The 19,606-nt window shown below is 44.5% G+C and carries 21 protein-coding genes; 8 read left to right on the top strand and 13 right to left on the bottom strand.

Going from position 1 to position 19,606, the window contains the following annotated elements:
• Positions 1–38: 38 nt before the first annotated feature.
• The 4 genes from EL84_RS28745 to EL84_RS28760 form a co-directional block, all read right to left on the bottom strand.
• Positions 39–884, bottom strand: a complete 846-nt coding sequence (locus tag EL84_RS28745; protein WP_047843927.1) for a carbohydrate ABC transporter permease — start codon at positions 882–884, stop codon at positions 39–41.
• Entirely contained in the window at positions 877–1,764 is an 888-nt protein-coding gene (locus tag EL84_RS28750; RefSeq protein WP_036668619.1) for a carbohydrate ABC transporter permease, read from the bottom strand. The genes EL84_RS28745 and EL84_RS28750 overlap by 8 nt, the downstream gene beginning before the upstream one ends.
• Positions 1,765–1,865: 101 nt before the next feature.
• Entirely contained in the window at positions 1,866–3,137 is a 1,272-nt protein-coding gene (locus EL84_RS28755; protein ID WP_047843928.1) for an ABC transporter substrate-binding protein, read from the bottom strand.
• Positions 3,138–3,318: 181 nt separating this feature from the next.
• Entirely contained in the window at positions 3,319–4,347 is a 1,029-nt protein-coding gene (locus tag EL84_RS28760; protein WP_036617286.1) for a LacI family DNA-binding transcriptional regulator, read from the bottom strand.
• A gap of 289 nt (positions 4,348–4,636) precedes the next feature.
• Here EL84_RS28760 and EL84_RS28765 point away from each other — a divergent pair, with 289 nt between their 5' ends.
• Positions 4,637–4,999 carry an iron-sulfur cluster biosynthesis family protein gene (locus tag EL84_RS28765; protein ID WP_017687018.1) on the top strand — a complete coding sequence of 121 codons (363 nt, stop codon included), beginning with the start codon at positions 4,637–4,639 and terminating at the stop codon, positions 4,997–4,999.
• Between the two features lie 151 nt (positions 5,000–5,150).
• Here EL84_RS28765 and EL84_RS28770 read toward each other — a convergent pair whose 3' ends face one another.
• Together EL84_RS28770 and EL84_RS28775 are read right to left on the bottom strand one after the other, a co-directional pair.
• Positions 5,151–5,576 (bottom strand): hypothetical protein, encoded by a 426-nt coding sequence (locus tag EL84_RS28770; protein WP_161799452.1) that lies wholly within the window; start codon positions 5,574–5,576, stop codon positions 5,151–5,153.
• 114 nt (positions 5,577–5,690) lie between these two features.
• Positions 5,691–6,161, bottom strand: coding sequence for an NUDIX domain-containing protein (locus tag EL84_RS28775; protein WP_047843930.1), 471 nt, complete (start codon positions 6,159–6,161; stop codon positions 5,691–5,693).
• A 413-nt stretch (positions 6,162–6,574) separates the two neighbouring features.
• On the opposite strand from EL84_RS28775, the gene EL84_RS28780 reads away from it, so the two are divergent.
• A complete protein-coding gene (locus tag EL84_RS28780) occupies positions 6,575–7,153 on the top strand; it encodes a hypothetical protein (RefSeq protein ID WP_047843931.1) in 579 nt (192 codons plus the stop codon).
• Between the two features lie 127 nt (positions 7,154–7,280).
• Here EL84_RS28780 and EL84_RS28785 read toward each other — a convergent pair whose 3' ends face one another.
• The 6 genes from EL84_RS28785 to EL84_RS28810 form a co-directional block, all read right to left on the bottom strand.
• The gene (locus EL84_RS28785) at positions 7,281–7,484 is read right to left on the bottom strand and encodes a hypothetical protein (RefSeq protein WP_047843932.1); all 204 of its coding nucleotides are present in this window, start codon (positions 7,482–7,484) and stop codon (positions 7,281–7,283) included.
• A 73-nt stretch (positions 7,485–7,557) separates the two neighbouring features.
• Positions 7,558–8,091 carry a hypothetical protein gene (locus tag EL84_RS28790; RefSeq protein WP_047843933.1) on the bottom strand — a complete coding sequence of 178 codons (534 nt, stop codon included), beginning with the start codon at positions 8,089–8,091 and terminating at the stop codon, positions 7,558–7,560.
• Positions 8,092–8,176: 85 nt separating this feature from the next.
• Positions 8,177–8,689, bottom strand: coding sequence for a hypothetical protein (locus EL84_RS32685; RefSeq protein WP_053061640.1), 513 nt, complete (start codon positions 8,687–8,689; stop codon positions 8,177–8,179).
• A gap of 234 nt (positions 8,690–8,923) precedes the next feature.
• The gene (locus EL84_RS28800) at positions 8,924–9,568 is read right to left on the bottom strand and encodes a hypothetical protein (RefSeq protein WP_047843934.1); all 645 of its coding nucleotides are present in this window, start codon (positions 9,566–9,568) and stop codon (positions 8,924–8,926) included.
• A gap of 124 nt (positions 9,569–9,692) precedes the next feature.
• On the bottom strand, positions 9,693–10,031 hold the full coding sequence (locus tag EL84_RS28805) for a hypothetical protein (RefSeq protein WP_047843935.1): 339 nt from the start codon (positions 10,029–10,031) through the stop codon (positions 9,693–9,695).
• Between the two features lie 103 nt (positions 10,032–10,134).
• Positions 10,135–10,611: a hypothetical protein gene (locus EL84_RS28810; RefSeq protein WP_047843936.1), complete on the bottom strand. Its 477-nt coding sequence runs from the start codon at positions 10,609–10,611 to the stop codon at positions 10,135–10,137.
• A gap of 220 nt (positions 10,612–10,831) precedes the next feature.
• Between EL84_RS28810 and EL84_RS28815 the strand changes: the two genes are divergently transcribed.
• From EL84_RS28815 to EL84_RS28845, 6 genes are all read left to right on the top strand, one after another.
• On the top strand, positions 10,832–12,511 hold the full coding sequence (locus EL84_RS28815; RefSeq protein ID WP_047843937.1) for a PucR family transcriptional regulator: 1,680 nt from the start codon (positions 10,832–10,834) through the stop codon (positions 12,509–12,511).
• A 242-nt stretch (positions 12,512–12,753) separates the two neighbouring features.
• Complete coding sequence (locus EL84_RS28820) at positions 12,754–13,530, top strand: ABC transporter ATP-binding protein (protein ID WP_036617567.1); 777 nt, start codon at positions 12,754–12,756, stop codon at positions 13,528–13,530.
• The gene (locus EL84_RS28825) at positions 13,530–14,402 is read left to right on the top strand and encodes an ABC transporter permease (RefSeq protein WP_047843938.1); all 873 of its coding nucleotides are present in this window, start codon (positions 13,530–13,532) and stop codon (positions 14,400–14,402) included. The genes EL84_RS28820 and EL84_RS28825 overlap by 1 nt, the downstream gene beginning before the upstream one ends.
• Positions 14,403–14,436: 34 nt before the next feature.
• On the top strand, positions 14,437–15,468 hold the full coding sequence (locus EL84_RS28830; RefSeq protein WP_047843939.1) for an ABC transporter substrate-binding protein: 1,032 nt from the start codon (positions 14,437–14,439) through the stop codon (positions 15,466–15,468).
• Between the two features lie 193 nt (positions 15,469–15,661).
• Complete coding sequence (locus EL84_RS28840) at positions 15,662–17,038, top strand: amidase (RefSeq protein ID WP_047843940.1); 1,377 nt, start codon at positions 15,662–15,664, stop codon at positions 17,036–17,038.
• 19 nt (positions 17,039–17,057) lie between these two features.
• Complete coding sequence (locus EL84_RS28845; RefSeq protein WP_047843941.1) at positions 17,058–17,444, top strand: RidA family protein; 387 nt, start codon at positions 17,058–17,060, stop codon at positions 17,442–17,444.
• 100 nt (positions 17,445–17,544) lie between these two features.
• Here the strand turns inward: EL84_RS28845 and EL84_RS28850 are convergent, their stop codons facing one another.
• The gene (locus EL84_RS28850; protein WP_053061641.1) at positions 17,545–19,602 is read right to left on the bottom strand and encodes a methyl-accepting chemotaxis protein; all 2,058 of its coding nucleotides are present in this window, start codon (positions 19,600–19,602) and stop codon (positions 17,545–17,547) included.
• Positions 19,603–19,606: the final 4 nt, after the last annotated feature.

Raw genomic sequence — 19,606 nt, forward strand, 5'->3', positions numbered from 1 at the left:
ATCAAGTTCAGCACATACAACCACTACAGACACTTCGGTTACTTGATTCCGCTGCTTCCGCCGCTAATGTTGGCTTCATAGACATAACGCTGTCCGAACAGATATACCAGCACCATCGGAATGGTGAGGAACAGGGAAGCAATCATCACAAGGTTCCATGGCGGCATCTGTCCGCCACCTACCGTAGTCAACAGCTGCACCCCAAGTGCCAGCGGCATTTTCTCCGGATCATTGATATAGATGAGCGGCCCCATGAAGTTGCCCCAGTTATAGGAGAATGAGAAGATCGCAATGGCCGCTAGTATCGGATAAGTCAGTGGCATGATGATCTTCCAGTAGATTCCCGGGTGCCCCATACCGTCGATCATGGCGGCTTCATCCAGTGATTTTGGAATACTCATGACGAACTGCCGAATCAGGAATACGTTGAACGCTCCGGCGAAGAAACTCGGTATGATCAGCGGGTAAAATGTATTAATCCAGTCCAGGTGACGGAAGATGATAAACTGCGGTACCATCGTCACCTCACCCGGAATCATCATCGTACTGAGCAACACAATAAACAGGAAACGGCTGCCTTTTGCCTTGATTCGGGCAAAGCCGTAGGATACGATCGAAGCTGATAATACCGATCCGACAATCGTAAAAACGGTTATGATGACCGAGTTTTTGAGATACGTGCCAAGATTGTTATTCGTGAAGATCGTATAAAAGTTCGACCATTGGAACTCCATTGGTACGAAGGTAAAAGCTGATTTGACGGTTGTTGCGTCACTTGCCAGTGCAATAGAGATCATGTACAGGAAAGGCGAAGCAAGCAGCACCCCGACCAGAATCAGAAAAATATAGGATATCGTCTTCTCCACAGTGGATGGATTACTCATTGGCTTTTCCCTCCTCGTAGTGCACCCATAGCGCCGATGAACGGAATACAACGAGTGTCAACGCCATGATGATGATGAATAGTACCCAGGCAATCGCCGATGCATATCCCATTTTGTAGAATTGGAACGCATTCTGGAACAAATAGGGAACAACCATCTGGCTTGAATTGTCAGGTCCCCCGGCAGTTACGATGAATACCTGCGCGAAGGTCTGGAGCGCTCCAATCATGCCAGTCACGAGATTGAAGAAAATGACGGGAGTTAGCATTGGGAATGTAATATGGAAGAACGATTGTGTACTCTTCGCTCCATCAATGGCAGCGGCCTCGTACAGCTCCTGCGGAATGCCTTTCATCCCTGCAAGCAGCAATACCACGCCACCACCTACACCCCATAAGGACATGAGAATCAATGCAGGCTTAACCCAGTTCGGATCAAGAAGCCAGGCGGGACCCTGAATACCGAAGATCGCAAGTGCCTGGTTGATCAACCCTTCCGTCGGTGCAAGCAAGTGGATGAAGAGCAATGAACTCGCAACCACCGGAACAACCGACGGCAGATAGAACAGAATACGGAAGAAGGTGATCCCTTTGATTTTTTTGTTGAGGTAATATGCAATCCAGAGCGAGATCGACATGCCCAGCGGAATGGATATTAGCGCATAGAAGAATGTATTGCCGACGGATTTCCAGAAGATCGGATCATCGGTCAGTAATGTTTTGTAGTTGTCGATACCGATGAATTCAGGGGACTGGAACAGATCCCAATTCGTGAAGCTCATATAGATGGAAAACAGGATCGGACCCAGGGTCAGCCCCAGAAACCCGATCAGCCAAGGCGAGATGAAGATGTAGAACCATTTCCCGTCCTTTTTTCTCACGTTAAGCCCTCCCATGACGCAGAGAGCAGATGGAACCCGCATTCACGCCGATTCCACCTGTCCTGCTGTCGCTGCTATTTGTGCATGTTCAGAAAAATCCTCTATTTGTAGAGTCTTTCCAGTCCACTCTGAATTTCGGTTACGGTATCATCAAGCGAGGCTTTGTTGTTGAAGTAGACACCCAGCTTATCGTTAATGAGCTTCATCATTTCGTTCCATTGCGGGTTGAATGGTTCCGCATAGATCGTTGATTCACTGAACGCAGCCATGTTGATTTTTTTGCCGCCATATTCTGCGTTCAGGAATTCATCACTGGAAAGACCTGCTTTGGTTGCAGGAGCATCCTGACCGGCTTTGACCATTGGCATCTGTGCTTCCGGTGTGGTCAGTGCTTCAATTACTTTGAATGCTTCTTCCTTGTGTTTGGAAGCGTTGGTAATCGTTAACCCGTTAAAGAATGCGTTTGTTTCGCCCCATACCGGAGAGATATCCCAATTAATGCCTTCCACCTTGGCAAGTGAACCGATGTTCCAGAACCCTGTCGTTTCCATGGCGATCTTGCCTTGCGCGAACAGCGGATCGGCTCCGATATTCCCCATGTCGGCAATCTCGGTTGGCGTTGGTCCCGCACCGTGTGTGAAGGTCAGATCATTCATGAATTGTAATGCTTTCCGCACAGGCTCTGTATTAAAGGTTGGTTTGCCACTCTCATCGAACAGTGAGCCACCGTTCTGGTAGATCAGCTGCATCCATTGCGGCCACCAGCTGCCAGGGTAGTAACCCCATTGAGTCGTCTTGCCGTTCTCCTTCACCGTCAGCTTCTGAGCTGCCGCCATCAGATCGTCCTGCGTCCAATCTTTGGTTGGATATTCCACCCCAGCCTTGTCGAACAGATCTTTGTTATAAAAGAGGACCATCGCGCCTGCCCGATCCGGCAAACCAAATTGTTTGCCATCATACTTCATCAGGTTGGCAATATCATCGGAATAACGCTCGGACATGTTCACATTGTTCGCCTGAATCATGTCATCCAGGGGTATAATCTGATTCTTGGAGGCGTAAGCCTGATAGTTCTCGGCAATCATCATGATGTCCGGTGCCGTTCCTCCGGCGATCATGGTCTGTACCTTCTGGTCATAATCCCCTGCAACCACGTTCAGCTTCACGTTAATATCGGGATACGTCTGCTTCACAATGTCGAGTCGTTCCTGATAAATTTTCTTCTCATCCTCTGAGCCCCAGATTGTCATGCTCAAATCAACCTTGCCACCGGACTCACTGGAAGAACCGTTTTTACTCCCACTGCTACAGGCTGTCAGACCCATTACCATGACCAGCATCAATAACGAAATGACCTTTAAACTTCTTCTCATACGTTACGCCCCCTTGATATAATGAATGGATGACTACACTGAAACCCGTTTCATGAAATGGGTTTCATTAAGCTGAAACATAAAACCCGTTCCACTTTATGAAAGGGGTTTCATTCACGCACTCATTATATTTCACCCTTCGAGGAAATGTCAACGCTTTCTTTTCCAATTACAGGCCCCTTTATCTTGCAGCAGGTCCTGTACTTTGACGCACAATCAGCTCCGGTTGCAGAATGATCTGCTTCTTCGGTTTGCCTTGGTTAATCAACTCATGCAGCACATCCACAGCCTGTTTGCCAAGCTGATACGTGTTCTGGGATACAGTTGTCAGTTCCGGTATAACGGCACTGGCGAGCGGCGTATCATCAAAACCTACAATGGATATATCTTTCGGAATCGAGAGCCCATGCTCAATCGTCGACTTGATCGCACCAATCGCTGTGTTGTCATTCACGCAGATGACTGCGGTGGGTGGATTGTCACGATCCAGCAGTTTGGACATCTCCCGTTTGCCGTCGTCGATGGAGAAGCTGCCGAGCAGTTGCCGTTCTTTTGGTATTTCGAGCCCATGCTCCCGAAGTTTCTTCTGCACAGCTCTGACCTTGACCATGGTGGTGGACAACTCTTTCAGACCGCCAACAAAGGCGATATCGCGATGCCCCAGTTCAAGCAAATGCTCAGCTGCAAGGGCTGCCCCTGCACCTTCATCCGTGTATACCCGGTGGAACCCACCTTTGGCAATATTGCCATTGACCAGCACGATCGGCATACGTTTGCCCATATCAATCAATTCCTGAGCCATGTCATCCGGACAGACCTGCATGTTAATACGCCCGCCGAGAAAAATAATCCCGTCTACCCGCTTCTCTCGCAGGATGGACAAATATTCAGATTCCCTGTTGTAGTCGCCTGCGGTATTGCACAGAAAGAACGTATACCCCAATCCGCGAGCCTCATTCTCCGCGCCCCAGAACACTTCCGGGAAGAAGGGATTGGTAATGTCCGGCAGGATGATGGCAATGGTGCCCGTCTCTTTTTTGATCAGACTGCGCGCCTGCGCGTTGGGCTGAAACTGGTGTTTTTCAATGATGGACATAATCTTCTCTCGGGTGCTTGCACGCACAGGTGCCGTATCATTCAGTACCCGGGAGACCGTCGCTACAGATACATTTGCTTCTTTGGCGATGTCGTATATCGTGATCGGTGTCATAGCGGAACCTTCCTTTTTCTCTAATTTTCCCTATTTTCCCTGCTTATCATACCAGATAAGGAATGGCGATGAAATGGGTTTCATTGATGGGCGAATGATTTCACACTGAACCCATAGAAATTCCGGGTATAACATTCATACGTAAATTGTTCGTTGCATTACGCATTAGCGTCAATATTTTTACAGGACATGTTTGCTTTTCTTTATTTCACCTTCTAATCTGCGTTTATGGTCCATATATTAAATTGTAAGCGAATTCATTGGAGATTAGAGGAGTGTGAACGACGTCATGATCATTCAAGTCAGTCCGCTGGCAGAAGCAAGACTTACTGAAAAGCTGGGAGATCGACCAGGCTATTTCAAATTGTTTTATGATACCGATGGATGCGGTTGTGACGGAATTGCGGTACTTCTGATCTTAAACGAGCCGGATAGCGATGATGTTACCGTAGAAGCGGGGTCGCTTCCCTTTGTAATCAACAAACAGCAGCAGATTTACTTTGAACCGTCTCTGCGTCTGCAATCCGAGCACAGTTTCCCTTCGTTTCGATTGAGCAGTGATTCCATGATCTATGGCAGTAACGTCAAAGTCCATGATTTACGAGATACCGCAGACGTAGCCCCTCAGCCCACTGGATGGTTTGTACGATAAACGTTGAATTTGCACTATAATCAAAACCTCCCAAGCCCAGATGTCATGTGGGACGGGAGGTTTTTTATCAATTTTAATGAGTTTATTAGGCACTATTCTTGTAAACATTTCATGTGAGCTAACGTTTGCTGTCAGTTCAATATTACTAAAATTACTTCACAACAATTTCAATCGGATTCATGGTTAAAGAGATATCCGCGGTCATATCCACAATGAGATTTTGTTTCCCTTTCTTGGTTACCATAAATTCATCTTCAACCTCAACCACTTGACCTGATTTAAATTCAGTTACATATCCCACATCCGTATAATTACGCTCCTCGCCACTACCGGAGAAGGAGAAACGAATTATAGGTTTTCCATGGGAAACTTCAACGGGTTTCATACCTGTATATTTTAATGTTCCTTTTACTTTCAATGTCTCACCCGTACTTAAAACTGTTGGTGTTGTGACTTCGAGAATAAAATCAGTTGCTACTACACGTTCAGTAACATTATCCTCATTTTTATCGGTTGATGAACACCCAGCTATTGTCATGGATACCGCTAATACCAACATTAAGATGTTATTACTCATTTTAATAATTTGATCTCACCTCTCTCATACTCTAACGAATGATGTATAGAAAGGGTTGCTCAATTTGTTCCTTGATTTTCCTGAATCATAGCTTACTGTTAGTTCAATCCTGTATCACACGAATTCAATTAACTTCTTATCTATTTCTGCGATATCACCAATTTCTGATGTACCATCCCAAAGTACAATTGAAGAAGCTTCATCGTTTTCAACAAAATCATCAAGTTGGCACAATTCACCCATGAACAGAGCTCCATACTCCATCCGCTCGGGTCCATGAAAACTTGGCTGGAGTCTGAACTTCATTAGCCCTTTGAATTCAGCCGAATTAATATTTTGATTGGTTTCCTCAAACAATTCTCTAATTACACATTGCTTTGCATTCTCTCCAGCTTCAATAATACCACCTGGAAGTTCCCAGTTGTTTCTCCACTTATTATGCATGAATAGATACTTCCCTTCGCACTTCACCACAATTAGAGCATGTGTTAGTGGAGCATCCAGTGTGCTTGTAATGACCTTATCGTACTCGATACGAATAAATTCCAAAAAAATGTTACCTCTTGAATCTGTCATGATTGCCATTTTTACTCCTCCATTTCTTTTGTAACAAAAATAAAAAAACGCGCTAGACCTAAGTCCTGCGCGTCATATATCACAGGATGGGAAGCGCGAATAGCGTTAACCCACCCCCAATTTTTCAGGAATGTATTAACACTTTTCATAATGGTGTGATTGTTTTAATTCTTGAATTAACATCGGCCATTCTCCTAATCATCAATATATGGAAATAATACCCACCTTAGTGCTTTAGAGTCAAGTATATAATTTCGCTCATTTACCAACTTCCGTCTAATAAAGTATTCACCTTTGATTCATGGTCTCTCTGTGCGCCGTTTTGAAATTTGATGTGAAAGAAGAAGGGAATAAGTAGAATAATATTGAACAACTACATAATCATTAAAATAATCGATGAACATATAAATGAGGTTGGCAAAATGAATAATGATAGAAACTGGACAGTTTTATTTATTGGTGGAGCATCAGGAATAGGTAAATCAAGTATTGCTTATGAGATTGCTCGATATTATGGTGTGAATGTCTTGGAAGTAGATGATGTTCACCTATCCGTAAAAACAGTTACAACAAAGGAGCATTTTCCTGTAATTCATTATTGGGATTCTGATATAGATGGGAAATACTTTGGAGTTGACGGCACGGTAAACTGGCTGATTGATGTCAGCAAAGAAATGGTTCCAGTATTAAAAGAGCTTGTACACCGGCATATTGAAGATAAATTACCTATCATTATTGAAGGCGATTTTATCTATCCCGAATTAACATTATCTTTCGATAACCCACAGGTGAAATCAATATTTGTACATGAATCAGATAAAAATCAAATAGTGCAGAATTTTTTAGCAAGAGAAGGTGGCAAATTACAACATGATAGAGCTGAAGTAAGTATTTCATATGGAGATTGGATAGCAGATACCTGTAAGAGGAATGGAATTGAATTGATTGAATCAAGACCTTGGAATACTACTTTAAAAAGAGCAATAAAGTGCTTATTGTAGCTCTATGGAAATTAATGGAACTTATTGAACTAAACTGCCCATTAGTTGAATAAAAGCAGCCAATCAAAAATGATCGGCTGCTTTCTTTGTTTTTTTCAGCTAACGTTCCCGCTAGCTTAAGAGTAATTCACTTTTTTAATTGAGTCATCTTTTTCAGGAGTACCGCAGTGCAAACAGATATAACACTGGCTAAGTATAAAAGAGCATATGCTATGGCAGCATAATATGTAAGTTCAGCTTCAATATCGGAGCTTGTAAGAAGCAGAATAATGGAGAAGCCAACAACAAAAACTACAGTACCTAACAGAACATTTTTAATTCCTTCTTTCACATACTCACCTCCCAGGGATTTTTGACAGTTCCCGACCTGCTATTTTAGCATTTATAATTTTTCCTCCCTTAGGCTATTCTCGATTGTGATCTAGCCCTTTCCCAAAACAAGTCTTTTGGTTGTATGATTCGAAAAATTCGGAATGAATATCCAGTGTTTTAATAGTGAGTAGATATCCATTTATCGTGTTAGTAATCATTTCAATTTCAGATACATTGTATGAAGTTATATCCATTTTCGAAATGATCACTTGCTTACTAAGCACTTTTGATAAAGAAGAGGTAATTTGTTTCTTTATATCGTCATTTAAACTTTCAAACTGGAGTACAAGGTTTTCAAGGTCATCCTTGCTATCTTTCATAAAACTGTGGGATTGGATAGCACTATGCTTTGGAGATGAAGACTTGATAGCATAAATCTCAATGATGTCATCTATATTAAATTTAAAGTTTATACCTTCTTCTGTTTCAACAATTAGGTAGCCTTCCTTTAATCCTTTAGCAACACCACGGAAAAATTCATCTCGATTATTAACTTTAAATACTACAGAATGTTGTTCTTTAACTGTCATCTCAATAAATTGTCTCTTATTCATCATATTATGCAATGTGCTCCCCTCCCTTTTAAAGATAAAGTATTCTATATGAGATGGTATATTATTCCATTGTCCTTACACTAACCTGCCCGTTAGTTCAATAAGTTAGATGAACAGTATCGTCCGGGTCTGCACCAGCTGATCCCCATAGTTCCCCTTCAACGCGATAACCGCCACCACTCCATTGAAGCAAGTAGTCTCCAGTACTCATACCCTGTGTGAAACCTTCTTTACTATCTATCCAATCCAAAGATTCCCCGGGAGCAATCGTTCTAGCGAAATACAATTTACTAGTATCTAAGTGCGTTAAACTAACATTGACTTCATGGCTACTATTGTTTTTCATAAGCAGTTTTATATGTACAAATTCCGGATTTACGGAAAAGGGTTGCTGTACCGTTGCGCCTCCAGAAGCAATATAGTGGGAGGGCTTGCTCTCTTGTTCGCTTAAAGAATTAGAAAGGGTTGTACTTTCGGACTTGCTTGATAATACACCAGATTTTGGAGTAGACATATTCTCATGAGTTGGACTTGTTGTATCACAGGCAGTCACGGTCGCTGTTGTTAAAGCTAATGCTACAACAGTAAAAAACAGTCTCTTTTTTTTCATTACTTCATTCCTCGTATTCTTTTATTAGTTATTCTAAAAACCTATAAAAATTCCTCGTTATGAACAACGCTATCAATCAATAAAAGTTACACCTGTAATTCACAAGATGGCATTGAGTTACCTGCCCGTTGCTGAACAAAAGCAGCCGATCAGGTTGATCGACTGCTGTCTGAGATTTATTGAGTTACCGTATAGTGTAACTAATGACGACTAATATAATTTGACACTTCAGTATCATCGAAAACCGAAATGCTTTTCAACTTCCAATAACATCTGATCTTTATTGGACTGAGATGTTCTCATAAACCATTTTAATTGATACTGCTCTGCTTGTTGCAGGTAATGATTCGATGCTCGAACCACCGTGTTTAATGTTTCGTCCCGTGCACGTTGTGGATCTGATAAATTAGGGAACACATCCTCCATGCCTCTCAGATGATCTCGATCCAGATACTCCGCTCGAATTAGGTCATCTTCTGCAAACATATAAACAACGCGATTGGGGTTAACAATCTCCCTTAGATAAGCAGGTTCCATAAAAGTATCTACTACGATTGGCTTCTCTTTCCCCATCTGTAACAAATCCAAAATAATAAACTCAACGCTTTCATCAAACACTGAATTTAACCAGTGACTTCTATCGTTCCCACGCCCTAAAAAGAACCATTCCCAATCAATGAAGTGTCGTAAAATTGCTGGATGATCCTGCGGATTAGCCTTTTTTTGATAATCGAAAGTGTGGTCATCGGAGGAATAATAATTCAGTTCCCATTTTGAAGAAAGTAAATTAGTCATCGTGCTCTTTCCGCCGCAAGGGCCTCCACATATCCAATAAACGTGATCTAGATATTCTCTTAATAGTCGGTCTGAAATTTTCATTATATAAATATCCCCCTTGTCTAAGATTATTTCTCAAAAGGGAGCACGTCTATTCTTGTTTGCACTAAATGTCCAGGTCGCTGGCATTCCCACACCGCCTTTCCGATCTTAATTTCCGATAAATTTATTCCTCGGAATCGCTTTTTATAAAGTAATTACCGTGAGAAAAAATCTGTTTGGTATCAGCAGTTAAATGATCTAAGTTATCCACCGTTTCCTTCTCGGAAATGAAGGCATCTTTCTCGGTTACCCTATTAAATGTTCCAAAAGATGTCGTTATACTACTGACATTTTCTAGAGCTCTATTAATTTCCTCTTCTGATAATTTTACTGCAGGACCAAAATCCGGATAGTTTGGATTATCCGCTTTAGCATCATCATAATAATTACTCGCATAAATACTCAAAGCAGTCACTGCAGAAACAGTCATTATAAATGCCGTACTGATAAAGAATTTTTTCATTGGAGATCACCCCTCAATCGTTTCTATAATGTGTGTGCATTCATAAATTCTTTGCCTTCAAGTTCAACTGGGCCTTTGTTTTAGTAGATACCAGACACAACAACTAATGATCTGTATACTGCAAAGCGTGAATCGGTGTACCTTTAGTGACTTCACCTGTCACCGTATTGATTTCTAGTGGCTCTACTAAAACCTTCCATCCATTTTCATTTTTGAAAATTTCATACGGGAGTGGTGGTGACTGTTCGTAGTCTTGTCCTGCATACTTTTGAACCACATAAAGTTGAACTTCATCCGTGTTGATTTGTTTGCTTTCCACAATTTCATACCCTGTAGTTGGATTGGTTTTAAAATCCTTCACATATCCTTCTTCACGACTTTTCTCATCCAAATAATTTGTATCTTTAGAATAGAACATCATTCCTTCTACATCCCTAGCAATGTAAGCCTGAAAGTACTCCGTTGCTGCTTCCATCGGAGTTTGGGCTACGACTCTTTCCGCAGTAGTAGTCGATGCTACTAAAATAGAACCAGCAACAACACCAGCAAGTAAAAGCGATACTATTCTTTTTCCTTTCATGGATTGAGGACTCCTTTTTTTTGTGAGAGAGTTGGTAATAATGATCAAATTTTATATAGACCTACTTAGTATAACGCATTGAATTATTGGAAAGTTTTTATATTTATGAGAAATTTGTTTACATCTATCTTTTAGCCGCTTTATCCAAACTCTTCTTTACGCCTACCTCACTTAATGTTAGATTTTATAACATATCATTATGAAAGCGAGTGGGTTGAAGATGGATCTGCAACAGTTATTGACTATCCCCATTCTCTCGAAAGCAAAGGTTATTGCCGGACATCGTGGCCTTGATCGCTTGGTGCAATCGATTAATATTATGGACGCACCAGATATTGTACAATTCCTGAAGTCGGGAGATATGCTGCTGACAAACGGTTATATCCTGAAAGACCGCCCTGATGCTCATCTTGGATTCATTACAGACATGCATGCAATTGGTTGTGCAGCGCTTGCTGTCAAGACACAGCGTTTCTCTCTTGAATTATCTCCGCAATTGCTTGAAACAGCCGACAGACTGGGCTTCCCGATCATCGAACTGTCTGAGATAGACAATACACTTGGTGAAATATTTCAACATTCGATCAGTGCCATCCTTCAGAACAAAACCCATGAGCTACACTACGCCTTATCTATTCACAAGCAATTTTCCACGATGGTGATGCAGGGAAAAGGCATACCCTCCATCGTAGATACGTTGTCTCAATTACTATCCTCACCTGTACTTCTGCTTGGTTCGAAGAAGCAGATTACGGCAAGCTCCCATTATGCACAACAGATGGATCACCAGTCTCTCGCCGCGCCCTTACTGACATTTATAGATGAGCATCCTTCCTTCCAAACCGCAATCTCGATCTGCCTGCTTACTGCTGATAAATATCGACACGCCGAGCTTCATCCCATTTTCACGGATCGGCACGAGGGCTATTTAATCGCACTATATGACAGTTCCGCAAGCTCTAAGCTCTCCACTCTGGCACTGGAGCAAGCCGTTAATGTGATCGGCCTGGAGTTAACCAAGAACCAAGCCGTCAAAGAGCGTTCCCGCCGTTACAAAAATGAATATTTCTCCGATCTCATTCAGGGTTTCATTCGTTCGGAACAAGAAGCGCTGCATCGCGGCAAGAAATATGGGCTGCAAGCCAAAGGAAGTTCCGTTCTGATCATTGCCAAAAAGGATGAATCCTTAGCGGGCATACCTAAACAGAACTCTACTTCCTCCGGGGAAGAGCGATTAATCTCGGAACGAGACGCTAATTATGAGCTGATTAAACAGGAATTCGCCAGATTGGATCTCTCCTTTGTCATGTTCACTAAGAACGACCAGTTCGGCATACTCGTTTTTTTGGCTGAATCGTCTTGGGACGAACACACCGTTGTTCAGCAGCTTGAGCGGATGGCGAGTAATCTGTATACAGAGTCGCAGCTCAGCCTATCCTTCGGCATAGGTAATTCCTACACCAATGTATTGGATATTGGACTCTCCTATAAAGAAGCAGTCAAGGCGCTCCAATCCGGTTATCAGATGCGAAAGACACGCTTCGCTCATTCCTATCAAACCATGGATATAAGCCGTCTGCTGCGCATGATCCCCCACGATGAGATGCTGCAGTTCCATCAAGAAACCTTTAAGCCCTTCAACGACCGAGATCCAAACGAGCGTAACGAGCTGATGAAAACCTTGTCCTCCTTCTATGAGAATCATTGCCAGATCGTTGATACAGCCAAAGAGCTGTTCGTACATCGCAATACAGTGATCTATAGGTTGGAGAAATGCGAGAAACTAACCGGCAGGAACATTAAGGACCCGATGGAGAGCCTGCGCTTTCGACTTGCCTTCGCACTTGAGTCCCTTTTGAATGTTAATCCAGCCCCTAGTGAAACTAATCATACGTCTTAAATCGAGAACGTGTCATGTTTAATGACACGTTCTTTAATTTTTCTTTTCATATTCAATTCATGTTCAATCTTCATTTGTGCATTTTAACTGATTTAATTCTATTTTTATGTTCAGAGTAACTAATGACAATTATGCAAACAGTCTATATGATTAGGAATATATTCATTAATGTCATGTTAATTAACATCAAATTACATCAAGAAACGAAAAAACATCAGGCTGTAGGAAAGGGGCTACCTATCATGGCTATACAGATACAAGGCGTATCCAAATCATTTGTCAGTGCAACTGGAGAAGATATTCAGGTCCTGGCTGAGGTTTCAATGCAAATCAAGAAACAGGAGTTCTTCAGTATCGTGGGACCGAGCGGGTGTGGCAAAAGTACGATTTTCAATATTATCGCAGGTCTGCTTAAGCCAACAAATGGCAAGGTTATCGTCTGTGGCGAAGAGATCGATCAGACCACCGGGCATGTCGGCTATATGATGCAGAAGGATCTGCTGCTTCCTTGGAGAAGCATCCTGGATAATGTCACGTTAGGCTTGGAAGTGAAGGGCATGTCCAAAAAGGATCGCGGCGATATTGCCATGGATTATCTGGATCGTTATGGCCTGGCCTCATTCGCAGAAGCCTATCCCTCCACACTATCAGGCGGTATGCGCCAACGTGTAGCCCTCATACGTACCCTCGTTACCCAGCCCGATATTATATTACTGGACGAACCCTTCTCCGCACTTGATTATCAGACCCGACTCATTCTGGAAGATGAAATCTTGTCCATTCTCAAATCCGAGGGCAAGACAGGCGTTCTGATCACGCATGACATTGAGGAGGCCATCGCCATCTCCGACCGTATTGCCGTTATGAGTAAACGACCAACAACTGTGAAGCAGGTGTATGACATTGGTCTCGCCTCGCAATATGGCTCAGCACTGAAAGCCCGCTCCGACCAGAAGTTCAAACAATATTTTGAATCGATCTGGTCAGAGCTTGATATCCAAATGGGGAGGATCAGCTAATGAAGAGCACATCACCTGAAATTACCCTTGCCGGAAAGCCTGCTGGAGTTACGAAGAGCAAGAGCAAACGCAGACAGTCCACCTTCTCCAAAGAATGGCTGATGACGATGCTGTGGCGGTTCATTATTGTAGCGGTCATCCTGGTGATCTGGGAATCCGCTGTTCGCTTGAAACTCGTTAACGGATTCCTCATGGGATCACCAAGCGCCATTCTTGATGCCGCCATCACCATGGCTAGCTCAGGACAACTGCTTACAGACGCGTTTGCAACGGTAAATGCCACCGTTATCGGCTTTGTAGCCGGAAGCTTAATTGGCTCATTGGCAGGACTACTCATGTGGTATTCCAAGTCCGTTGCCCGTGTGCTCGATCCATTCATTGTAGCGATGAACGGTATTCCGAAGATCGCACTTGCTCCCATGATTATCATCTGGTTTGGTTCAGGCATCTTCTCCAAGATTGCTCTGGCCTCCGTAGCAACATTTATCGTAGCGCTATTATCCGCCTACCAAGCGACTCATCAAATCGACGAATCCCAGATTAATCTGATGAAATCCTTCGGTGCGAAGAAATCACAAATTTTCCGCAAAATTATCGTTCCTTCCTCTCTGCCATGGATCATCTCGGCCTTCCGGATCAATATCGGTTTGGCATTGGTGTCTGTCGTAGGTGGAGAATTCATCTCTTCTGACAAAGGACTTGGACACATGGTATTCGTCGAAGGTAACCTGTTCAACCTTCCGGCCGTATGGGTCGGCGTGTTCATGCTTATGCTGGTCGCCATGCTCCTCTACACCTGTGTCGGTTATATCGAATCCCGTCTCCTTCCATGGAATGACAACAAGACCAGCAGCAAATCCACATCTGTATAGCTGACCTACAACGATTAAAGGGGACTGATGACTAATGCGTACATTCAAAAAGATAGCTTTTCTAGCAACCATGACGGTTATATTGACTTCACTGCTCAGTGCATGCGGCAGCAATGCCACAACTCCTGCGAGTGGCGCAGGTGCATCTGATAGCGGGAGGCAAGCAAATACGCAGGTAGACAAAATTATGGTCTCCGAGGTGTATCACAACCTGCTCTACCTTCCCTTGTATGTAGCGAACAACCAAGGTTTTCTAGAGGAGAATCGCATTGAGCTATCTTCCATCCGTGCTGCCGGAAGTGGCCCAACAGCATTGTCTTCGGTGATCTCAGGCGAGTCTGCATTCTCCTTCCACGGTCCTGAGCATGTCGCATTTGCTAATGCAAAGGGCGGAGATGCTCGCTCACTGGTCCTTCTATCCGGCAGTGCTCCAGTATGGGCAGTTGCGCGAGAAGGAGTAACCGTGAACTCGACAGCGGATTTCAAAGGTAAAACCATCGTTGTGGGCTTGGCACCTACAAGCTCGAACAGCTTACTGCGGAAACTATTCGCTGACAATAACATCGATATCGACAAGGATGTGACGATCACTGAGGTTCAGAATGGCTCCGAGCTTGGTGCTGTATTAGCCGGCAAAGCCGACATTGCCATCGTTTACGAGCCGCAGCTGGATCAAGGCATTGCTGAGGGACTGCATATTGTCCATGATTTTACGAAGGATTATCCTGACTTTGCCTTTGCAACCATGAATACAACTGCAAGTTTCATTGAAAAGAATCCTGATCTCACCCAGCGCTTTGTCACCTCTATTGAGCAAGCTCTGGACTACATTCAATCGAATCCTGAAGGCGCAAAAGCAGTTGCCGTGAAGGAATTTCCGAATCTGGACAAAAACGTCGTGGAGCAAGCGGTACAACGCATGATCGACAGCAAGGTATATCCTGCGGAGGGGCTCATCAATGAATCAGCCTTCGAGACCGCAATCGACATGCAACGCTTCATCGGCAATCTGAAGGAAGACCTCGCTTACGAGGAGATTATCGATTCAAGCTTCACCACCAAATAGAGAGAGAAAGGGTGATTACTCTGAACCAGGACGACTATCTCACACACCGCCGTACAGAAAGCGCCAAATATGCGGACGGAGTTATTACAAGCGAGGAGCTTGCCCTATTTACAGCAGACTTGGAGCTGATTCGAAACTTCAAGTTGCCAGAAGAAGTAGGGCCCAATCCCCCGCATAGGAGCGTGCCTCTGCGATGATTACGAAACCACTTAACGAGCTGACGATTGCTGAAGCCGCAACACTGATTAAAAATAAGTTGATATCTCCTGTCGAGCTTACAAAATCCTATTTGAATCGCATTGAGAAAGTAGAGCCTTCTGTGCAAGCCTTTGTTACGGTCACCGCCGAACAGGCTTTGCAGGCCGCAAGAGAGTCTGAACAAAAACTGATGAATGGCGAATATCTCGGTCCTCTGCATGGTATTCCCTATGGAGCCAAAGACATTATCCATACCGCTGGCATACGCACCTCCGCTGGATCAAGTACCTTTCCAGACTTCGTACCCGGAACGAATGCAACAGTGATTGATAAGTTGCAAGCTGCAGGAGCTATCCTGCTCGGCAAGACAACAACGACGGAATACGCCTTTCAGGGAGGAGAACCACCAACCCGCAACCCATGGAATATAGAACATACCCCGGGCGGTTCCAGCTCCGGCTCTGCCGCTGCAGTAGCGGCTGGCATGGCTTCCTTCACACTCGGGACACAGACCTTTGGATCTCTGCTTAGACCCGCAGCTTACAACGGATTAACCTGTATGAAACCCACTTACGGCAGGGTTAGCCGTAATGGTGTCATCACAGCCAGTTGGAGCCTGGATCATATTGGCGCCTTCACTCGATCGGCACAAGATAACGCAATCGTTCTGGAAGCAATGGTCGGACAAGATGAGCTGGACCCCTTCACGCTCCCTCATGGCAAGCCAGACTTAACAAGTGCTCTTGAGCATCCTATTTCAGAAATGGTGATCGGGCTACCGAGCAGCTTCTTCCTAACCGATGAACCGGCGATCTTGTTAGCAGTGGAGTCAGCAATCGCTGTACTTGAGAGGCTGGGCATGCAATGGAAGAAAGTTGACCTGCCTTCTTATATGAAAGAGACCGTTGCTGCTCATCGTACGGTGATGCGGGCAGAAGCTGCCGCCTTCCATCAGGAACGCTTCGCGGAAGCCTCTGATCGTTACGGTCACACGATGCGGGAGCAGCTTGAACTCGGTTACCAGACGAGTGCCGTTGATTATTTGCAGGCACAACGCATCCGAACGATATTCCGGAGCGAGATGATGATGCTTTTCGATGAAGTGGATGTGTTATTAACTCCATCAACACCTTATGTGGCCCCATATGGCTACAAGACAGGCAGCCCAATTTTCAACGGACCGTTCACCAATACAGGTCTACCGTCCATCACCGTACCCATCGGGTTCGATACCACCTCAGGGAAACAATTGCCTATCGGCATGCAGCTTGCTGGTCCACTCATGCGAGAAGACCGCCTGTTGTCCATCGCTCATCATTACCAGCAGGCTACGAACTGGCATCAGTTAACACCAAATATACACACTTATTAGGAAAGGAATGACAGCTACGATGTCTACCATCATACATGCAAGTGCAGCACCCAAGTTCCCGCTTCCTTTCTCCCATGCTGTCCGCGCAGGAGATTTCCTCTACGTCGCAGGTCAGGTAGGTGTCGATCCACAGACGCTTGAGCCCATTGGCGGCATTAAGGAGCAGACGGAGCAGTGCATTCGTAATATTGAGGTGATCCTGCAAGAAGCCGGACTTACACTCGATCATATTGTGAAGGTAACCACTCATCTGGCCCGAGTCGAGGATCAACCCGAATACAACGAAGTGTATGCGCGAATGATTAAACAACCCTATCCCGCCCGTATTACCGTATTCAGCGGTTTAGGCCCTTATTTAATTGAAATGGAAGTGCTGGCGTATGCGCCTTCCATTCGAGGAGAGTAACACATCACCAAAGAGCACCTGTAGCCATAGATGGGTACAGGTGCTCTTTTTGTTCTAGAAACCCGGTTCTCTTTTGAGAAAAGGGTTTCTTTTCGTATTCCTATTTTGTTTTGAAGCGAGATGCTTCTTCGGCAAGTTGTTTGGTCAGTCCATCAATTCTCTGCACCATATCTGTCAAATGTTCCGTCATGCCGGACTGTTCCTGCATTGTTGCTGTGACTTCCTCAACAGAAGCCGACACCTCTTCACCGGAAGCAGACAAGTTCTGTGCCGCCCCAATGACGTCATCCTTATCACGTTCAATGGATTCGATCTCTGTGGCAATAGCTTGAACCTGGCTCATCATCTCATTCATATTCTCGGTGACAAAATTGAATGTCTCCTTGGTCTGGCTAACGCTGCTCTTATGCTGTTCCGCAATTGCTTCAATAGCCTGAACACTTCGGTTATTCTGCTCCACGTGATCAATGGTCTGCATCACAATTCGGTTGATATCCTCCGATTGAGCTGTCGTCTGCTCTGCCAGCTTGCGAATCTCAGAAGCAACGACTGCGAAGCCACGTCCCTGATCACCAGCTCTCGCCGCCTCGATCGAAGCATTCAAAGCAAGTAATTTCGTCTGATTTGCGATTTCGGCAATCGTACCTGTAATCTGGTGAATGCCCGAGGAGCTTTCGGCGAGTTGCACTGTAATTTTGGAGATGTTGCCAACTTCAATCTCGTTCTGCCCGTTCACCGCAATGAGTGCATCAATAACTTCATGATTATTTTTGAATGCATCCGTAATTTCATCTGCCTTGAACTTCACTGCCTGCGACATTCCATTCACGTTGGCAATCTTGTTACCAACATTCATGAATTTGTCCACAATGGCTTCCGTATCGTTCGCCTGGGACTCCATCGCTCGTGAAATCTCAAATGCTGTTGTCGTTGTTTCGGCAATCGTGGTCGAAGTTTGCTGAGTGGACTGTTCCAGCTCGGATGTACTTGTTTTCAGGATGCCGATGGAATGGTTCATGCTGGAGATCAGCTGTTTATTGCCTGCTGCCATGGTATTGAAGCTGTCCACCAATTGTTTGAATTCTCCGCTATATTTACCTTGAGCCTGCACCGTCAGATCACCGTCAGCAAGCTGTCTGAACAACACAGTTAGTCTGGTAATTGGTCTGGTTACCAGCAAAGAGATCAGAATACCCGCTACGACGGAAACCGCAATAGCACTAAACAGAACAATATACATCTGTTTTGCCATCGCACGCAAAGGCTTCTGCACATCACTCAGTTTATCTTCAACAACGACGGTCCAGTCCGATCTTGGGATTTTGGAGTAATACGCCACTTTCTCATCTGTGCTAATATCCCCTTGCTGTAGTTCAGCGCCAGGAGCAAGATCTACCAATGATTGGTATTCGCCGGACTCCATCTTCTGGCCTGCCAACTTCTCATCCGCTGAATCATAGATGACCGTACCTACACGGTCCAGAATGATCACTTTTCCCTCATCATTTATATTGATATTTTGTAGCTGATTAACGAAGAACGAGGTGGATGCCGCAGATACGAGCACTCCCTGTACTTCTTGATTCTCATTGTAGATTGGCATGGCAAAAGCCGTACCAAGTTGTCCTGAGGACTTGGCTACAATCCCTTCACTAATCACGTTTTTACCCTGAATTGCTTCTTGAAAATATGCCCGATCTCCACGTTCCGCCTTGATAACTGCCGGATCATTCGCTGCAATAATAATGCCATTCCGATCCAACAAAATCAGACTGTTGTTACCTTCCATACCTGCCAGACTGTCCGCGAGAATACCACTCGCCTTATCCAGCAGCTCATTGTTTTCCGAGAAGAAGTTCTCACCTTCCTGTCCATCCGTATTCCGAATCTCCAGCAAATCCTGGAAGGTCCGATGTGTTGTGATCAAAAAGGTGGATTGTTCTTCCAAACTTAGTGAAGCATACAGACCTGCCCCCACCCGGTCCGAGGTTGCTTTAATCTCATCTTTGCTTTTGTCGAGTGTGATGACAGCCGCTACAGTGTAGGATACTACTGCAGTTACCGCCAGTACGATACACACCAGCAGACTGATCATAAGTGGCAGTTTGACTCTGAACGACATGTTGCGCATGCGTTCTCTTGCCTTGCTAAATACCATGATT

The sequence above is a fragment of the Paenibacillus sp. VT-400 genome (assembly GCF_001029205.1).
Taxonomy (GTDB): domain Bacteria; phylum Bacillota; class Bacilli; order Paenibacillales; family Paenibacillaceae; genus Paenibacillus; species Paenibacillus amylolyticus.

Bases quoted from the DNA above. Each gene is read 5' to 3' on its own strand.
- EL84_RS28745 (WP_047843927.1), bottom strand. From the start codon at position 884: ATGAGTAATCCATCCACTGTGGAGAAGACGATATCCTATATTTTTCTG.
- EL84_RS28755 (WP_047843928.1), bottom strand. From the start codon at position 3,137: ATGAGAAGAAGTTTAAAGGTCATTTCGTTATTGATGCTGGTCATGGTA.
- EL84_RS28760 (WP_036617286.1), bottom strand. From the start codon at position 4,347: ATGACACCGATCACGATATACGACATCGCCAAAGAAGCAAATGTATCT.
- EL84_RS28765 (WP_017687018.1), top strand. From the start codon at position 4,637: ATGATCATTCAAGTCAGTCCGCTGGCAGAAGCAAGACTTACTGAAAAG.
- EL84_RS28770 (WP_161799452.1), bottom strand. From the start codon at position 5,576: ATGAGTAATAACATCTTAATGTTGGTATTAGCGGTATCCATGACAATA.
- EL84_RS28775 (WP_047843930.1), bottom strand. From the start codon at position 6,161: ATGGCAATCATGACAGATTCAAGAGGTAACATTTTTTTGGAATTTATT.
- EL84_RS28780 (WP_047843931.1), top strand. From the start codon at position 6,575: ATGAATAATGATAGAAACTGGACAGTTTTATTTATTGGTGGAGCATCA.
- EL84_RS32685 (WP_053061640.1), bottom strand. From the start codon at position 8,689: ATGAAAAAAAAGAGACTGTTTTTTACTGTTGTAGCATTAGCTTTAACA.
- EL84_RS28800 (WP_047843934.1), bottom strand. From the start codon at position 9,568: ATGAAAATTTCAGACCGACTATTAAGAGAATATCTAGATCACGTTTAT.
- EL84_RS28805 (WP_047843935.1), bottom strand. From the start codon at position 10,031: ATGAAAAAATTCTTTATCAGTACGGCATTTATAATGACTGTTTCTGCA.
- EL84_RS28810 (WP_047843936.1), bottom strand. From the start codon at position 10,611: ATGAAAGGAAAAAGAATAGTATCGCTTTTACTTGCTGGTGTTGTTGCT.
- EL84_RS28815 (WP_047843937.1), top strand. From the start codon at position 10,832: ATGGATCTGCAACAGTTATTGACTATCCCCATTCTCTCGAAAGCAAAG.
- EL84_RS28820 (WP_036617567.1), top strand. From the start codon at position 12,754: ATGGCTATACAGATACAAGGCGTATCCAAATCATTTGTCAGTGCAACT.
- EL84_RS28825 (WP_047843938.1), top strand. From the start codon at position 13,530: ATGAAGAGCACATCACCTGAAATTACCCTTGCCGGAAAGCCTGCTGGA.
- EL84_RS28830 (WP_047843939.1), top strand. From the start codon at position 14,437: ATGCGTACATTCAAAAAGATAGCTTTTCTAGCAACCATGACGGTTATA.
- EL84_RS28840 (WP_047843940.1), top strand. From the start codon at position 15,662: ATGATTACGAAACCACTTAACGAGCTGACGATTGCTGAAGCCGCAACA.
- EL84_RS28845 (WP_047843941.1), top strand. From the start codon at position 17,058: ATGTCTACCATCATACATGCAAGTGCAGCACCCAAGTTCCCGCTTCCT.
- EL84_RS28850 (WP_053061641.1), bottom strand. From the start codon at position 19,602: ATGGTATTTAGCAAGGCAAGAGAACGCATGCGCAACATGTCGTTCAGA.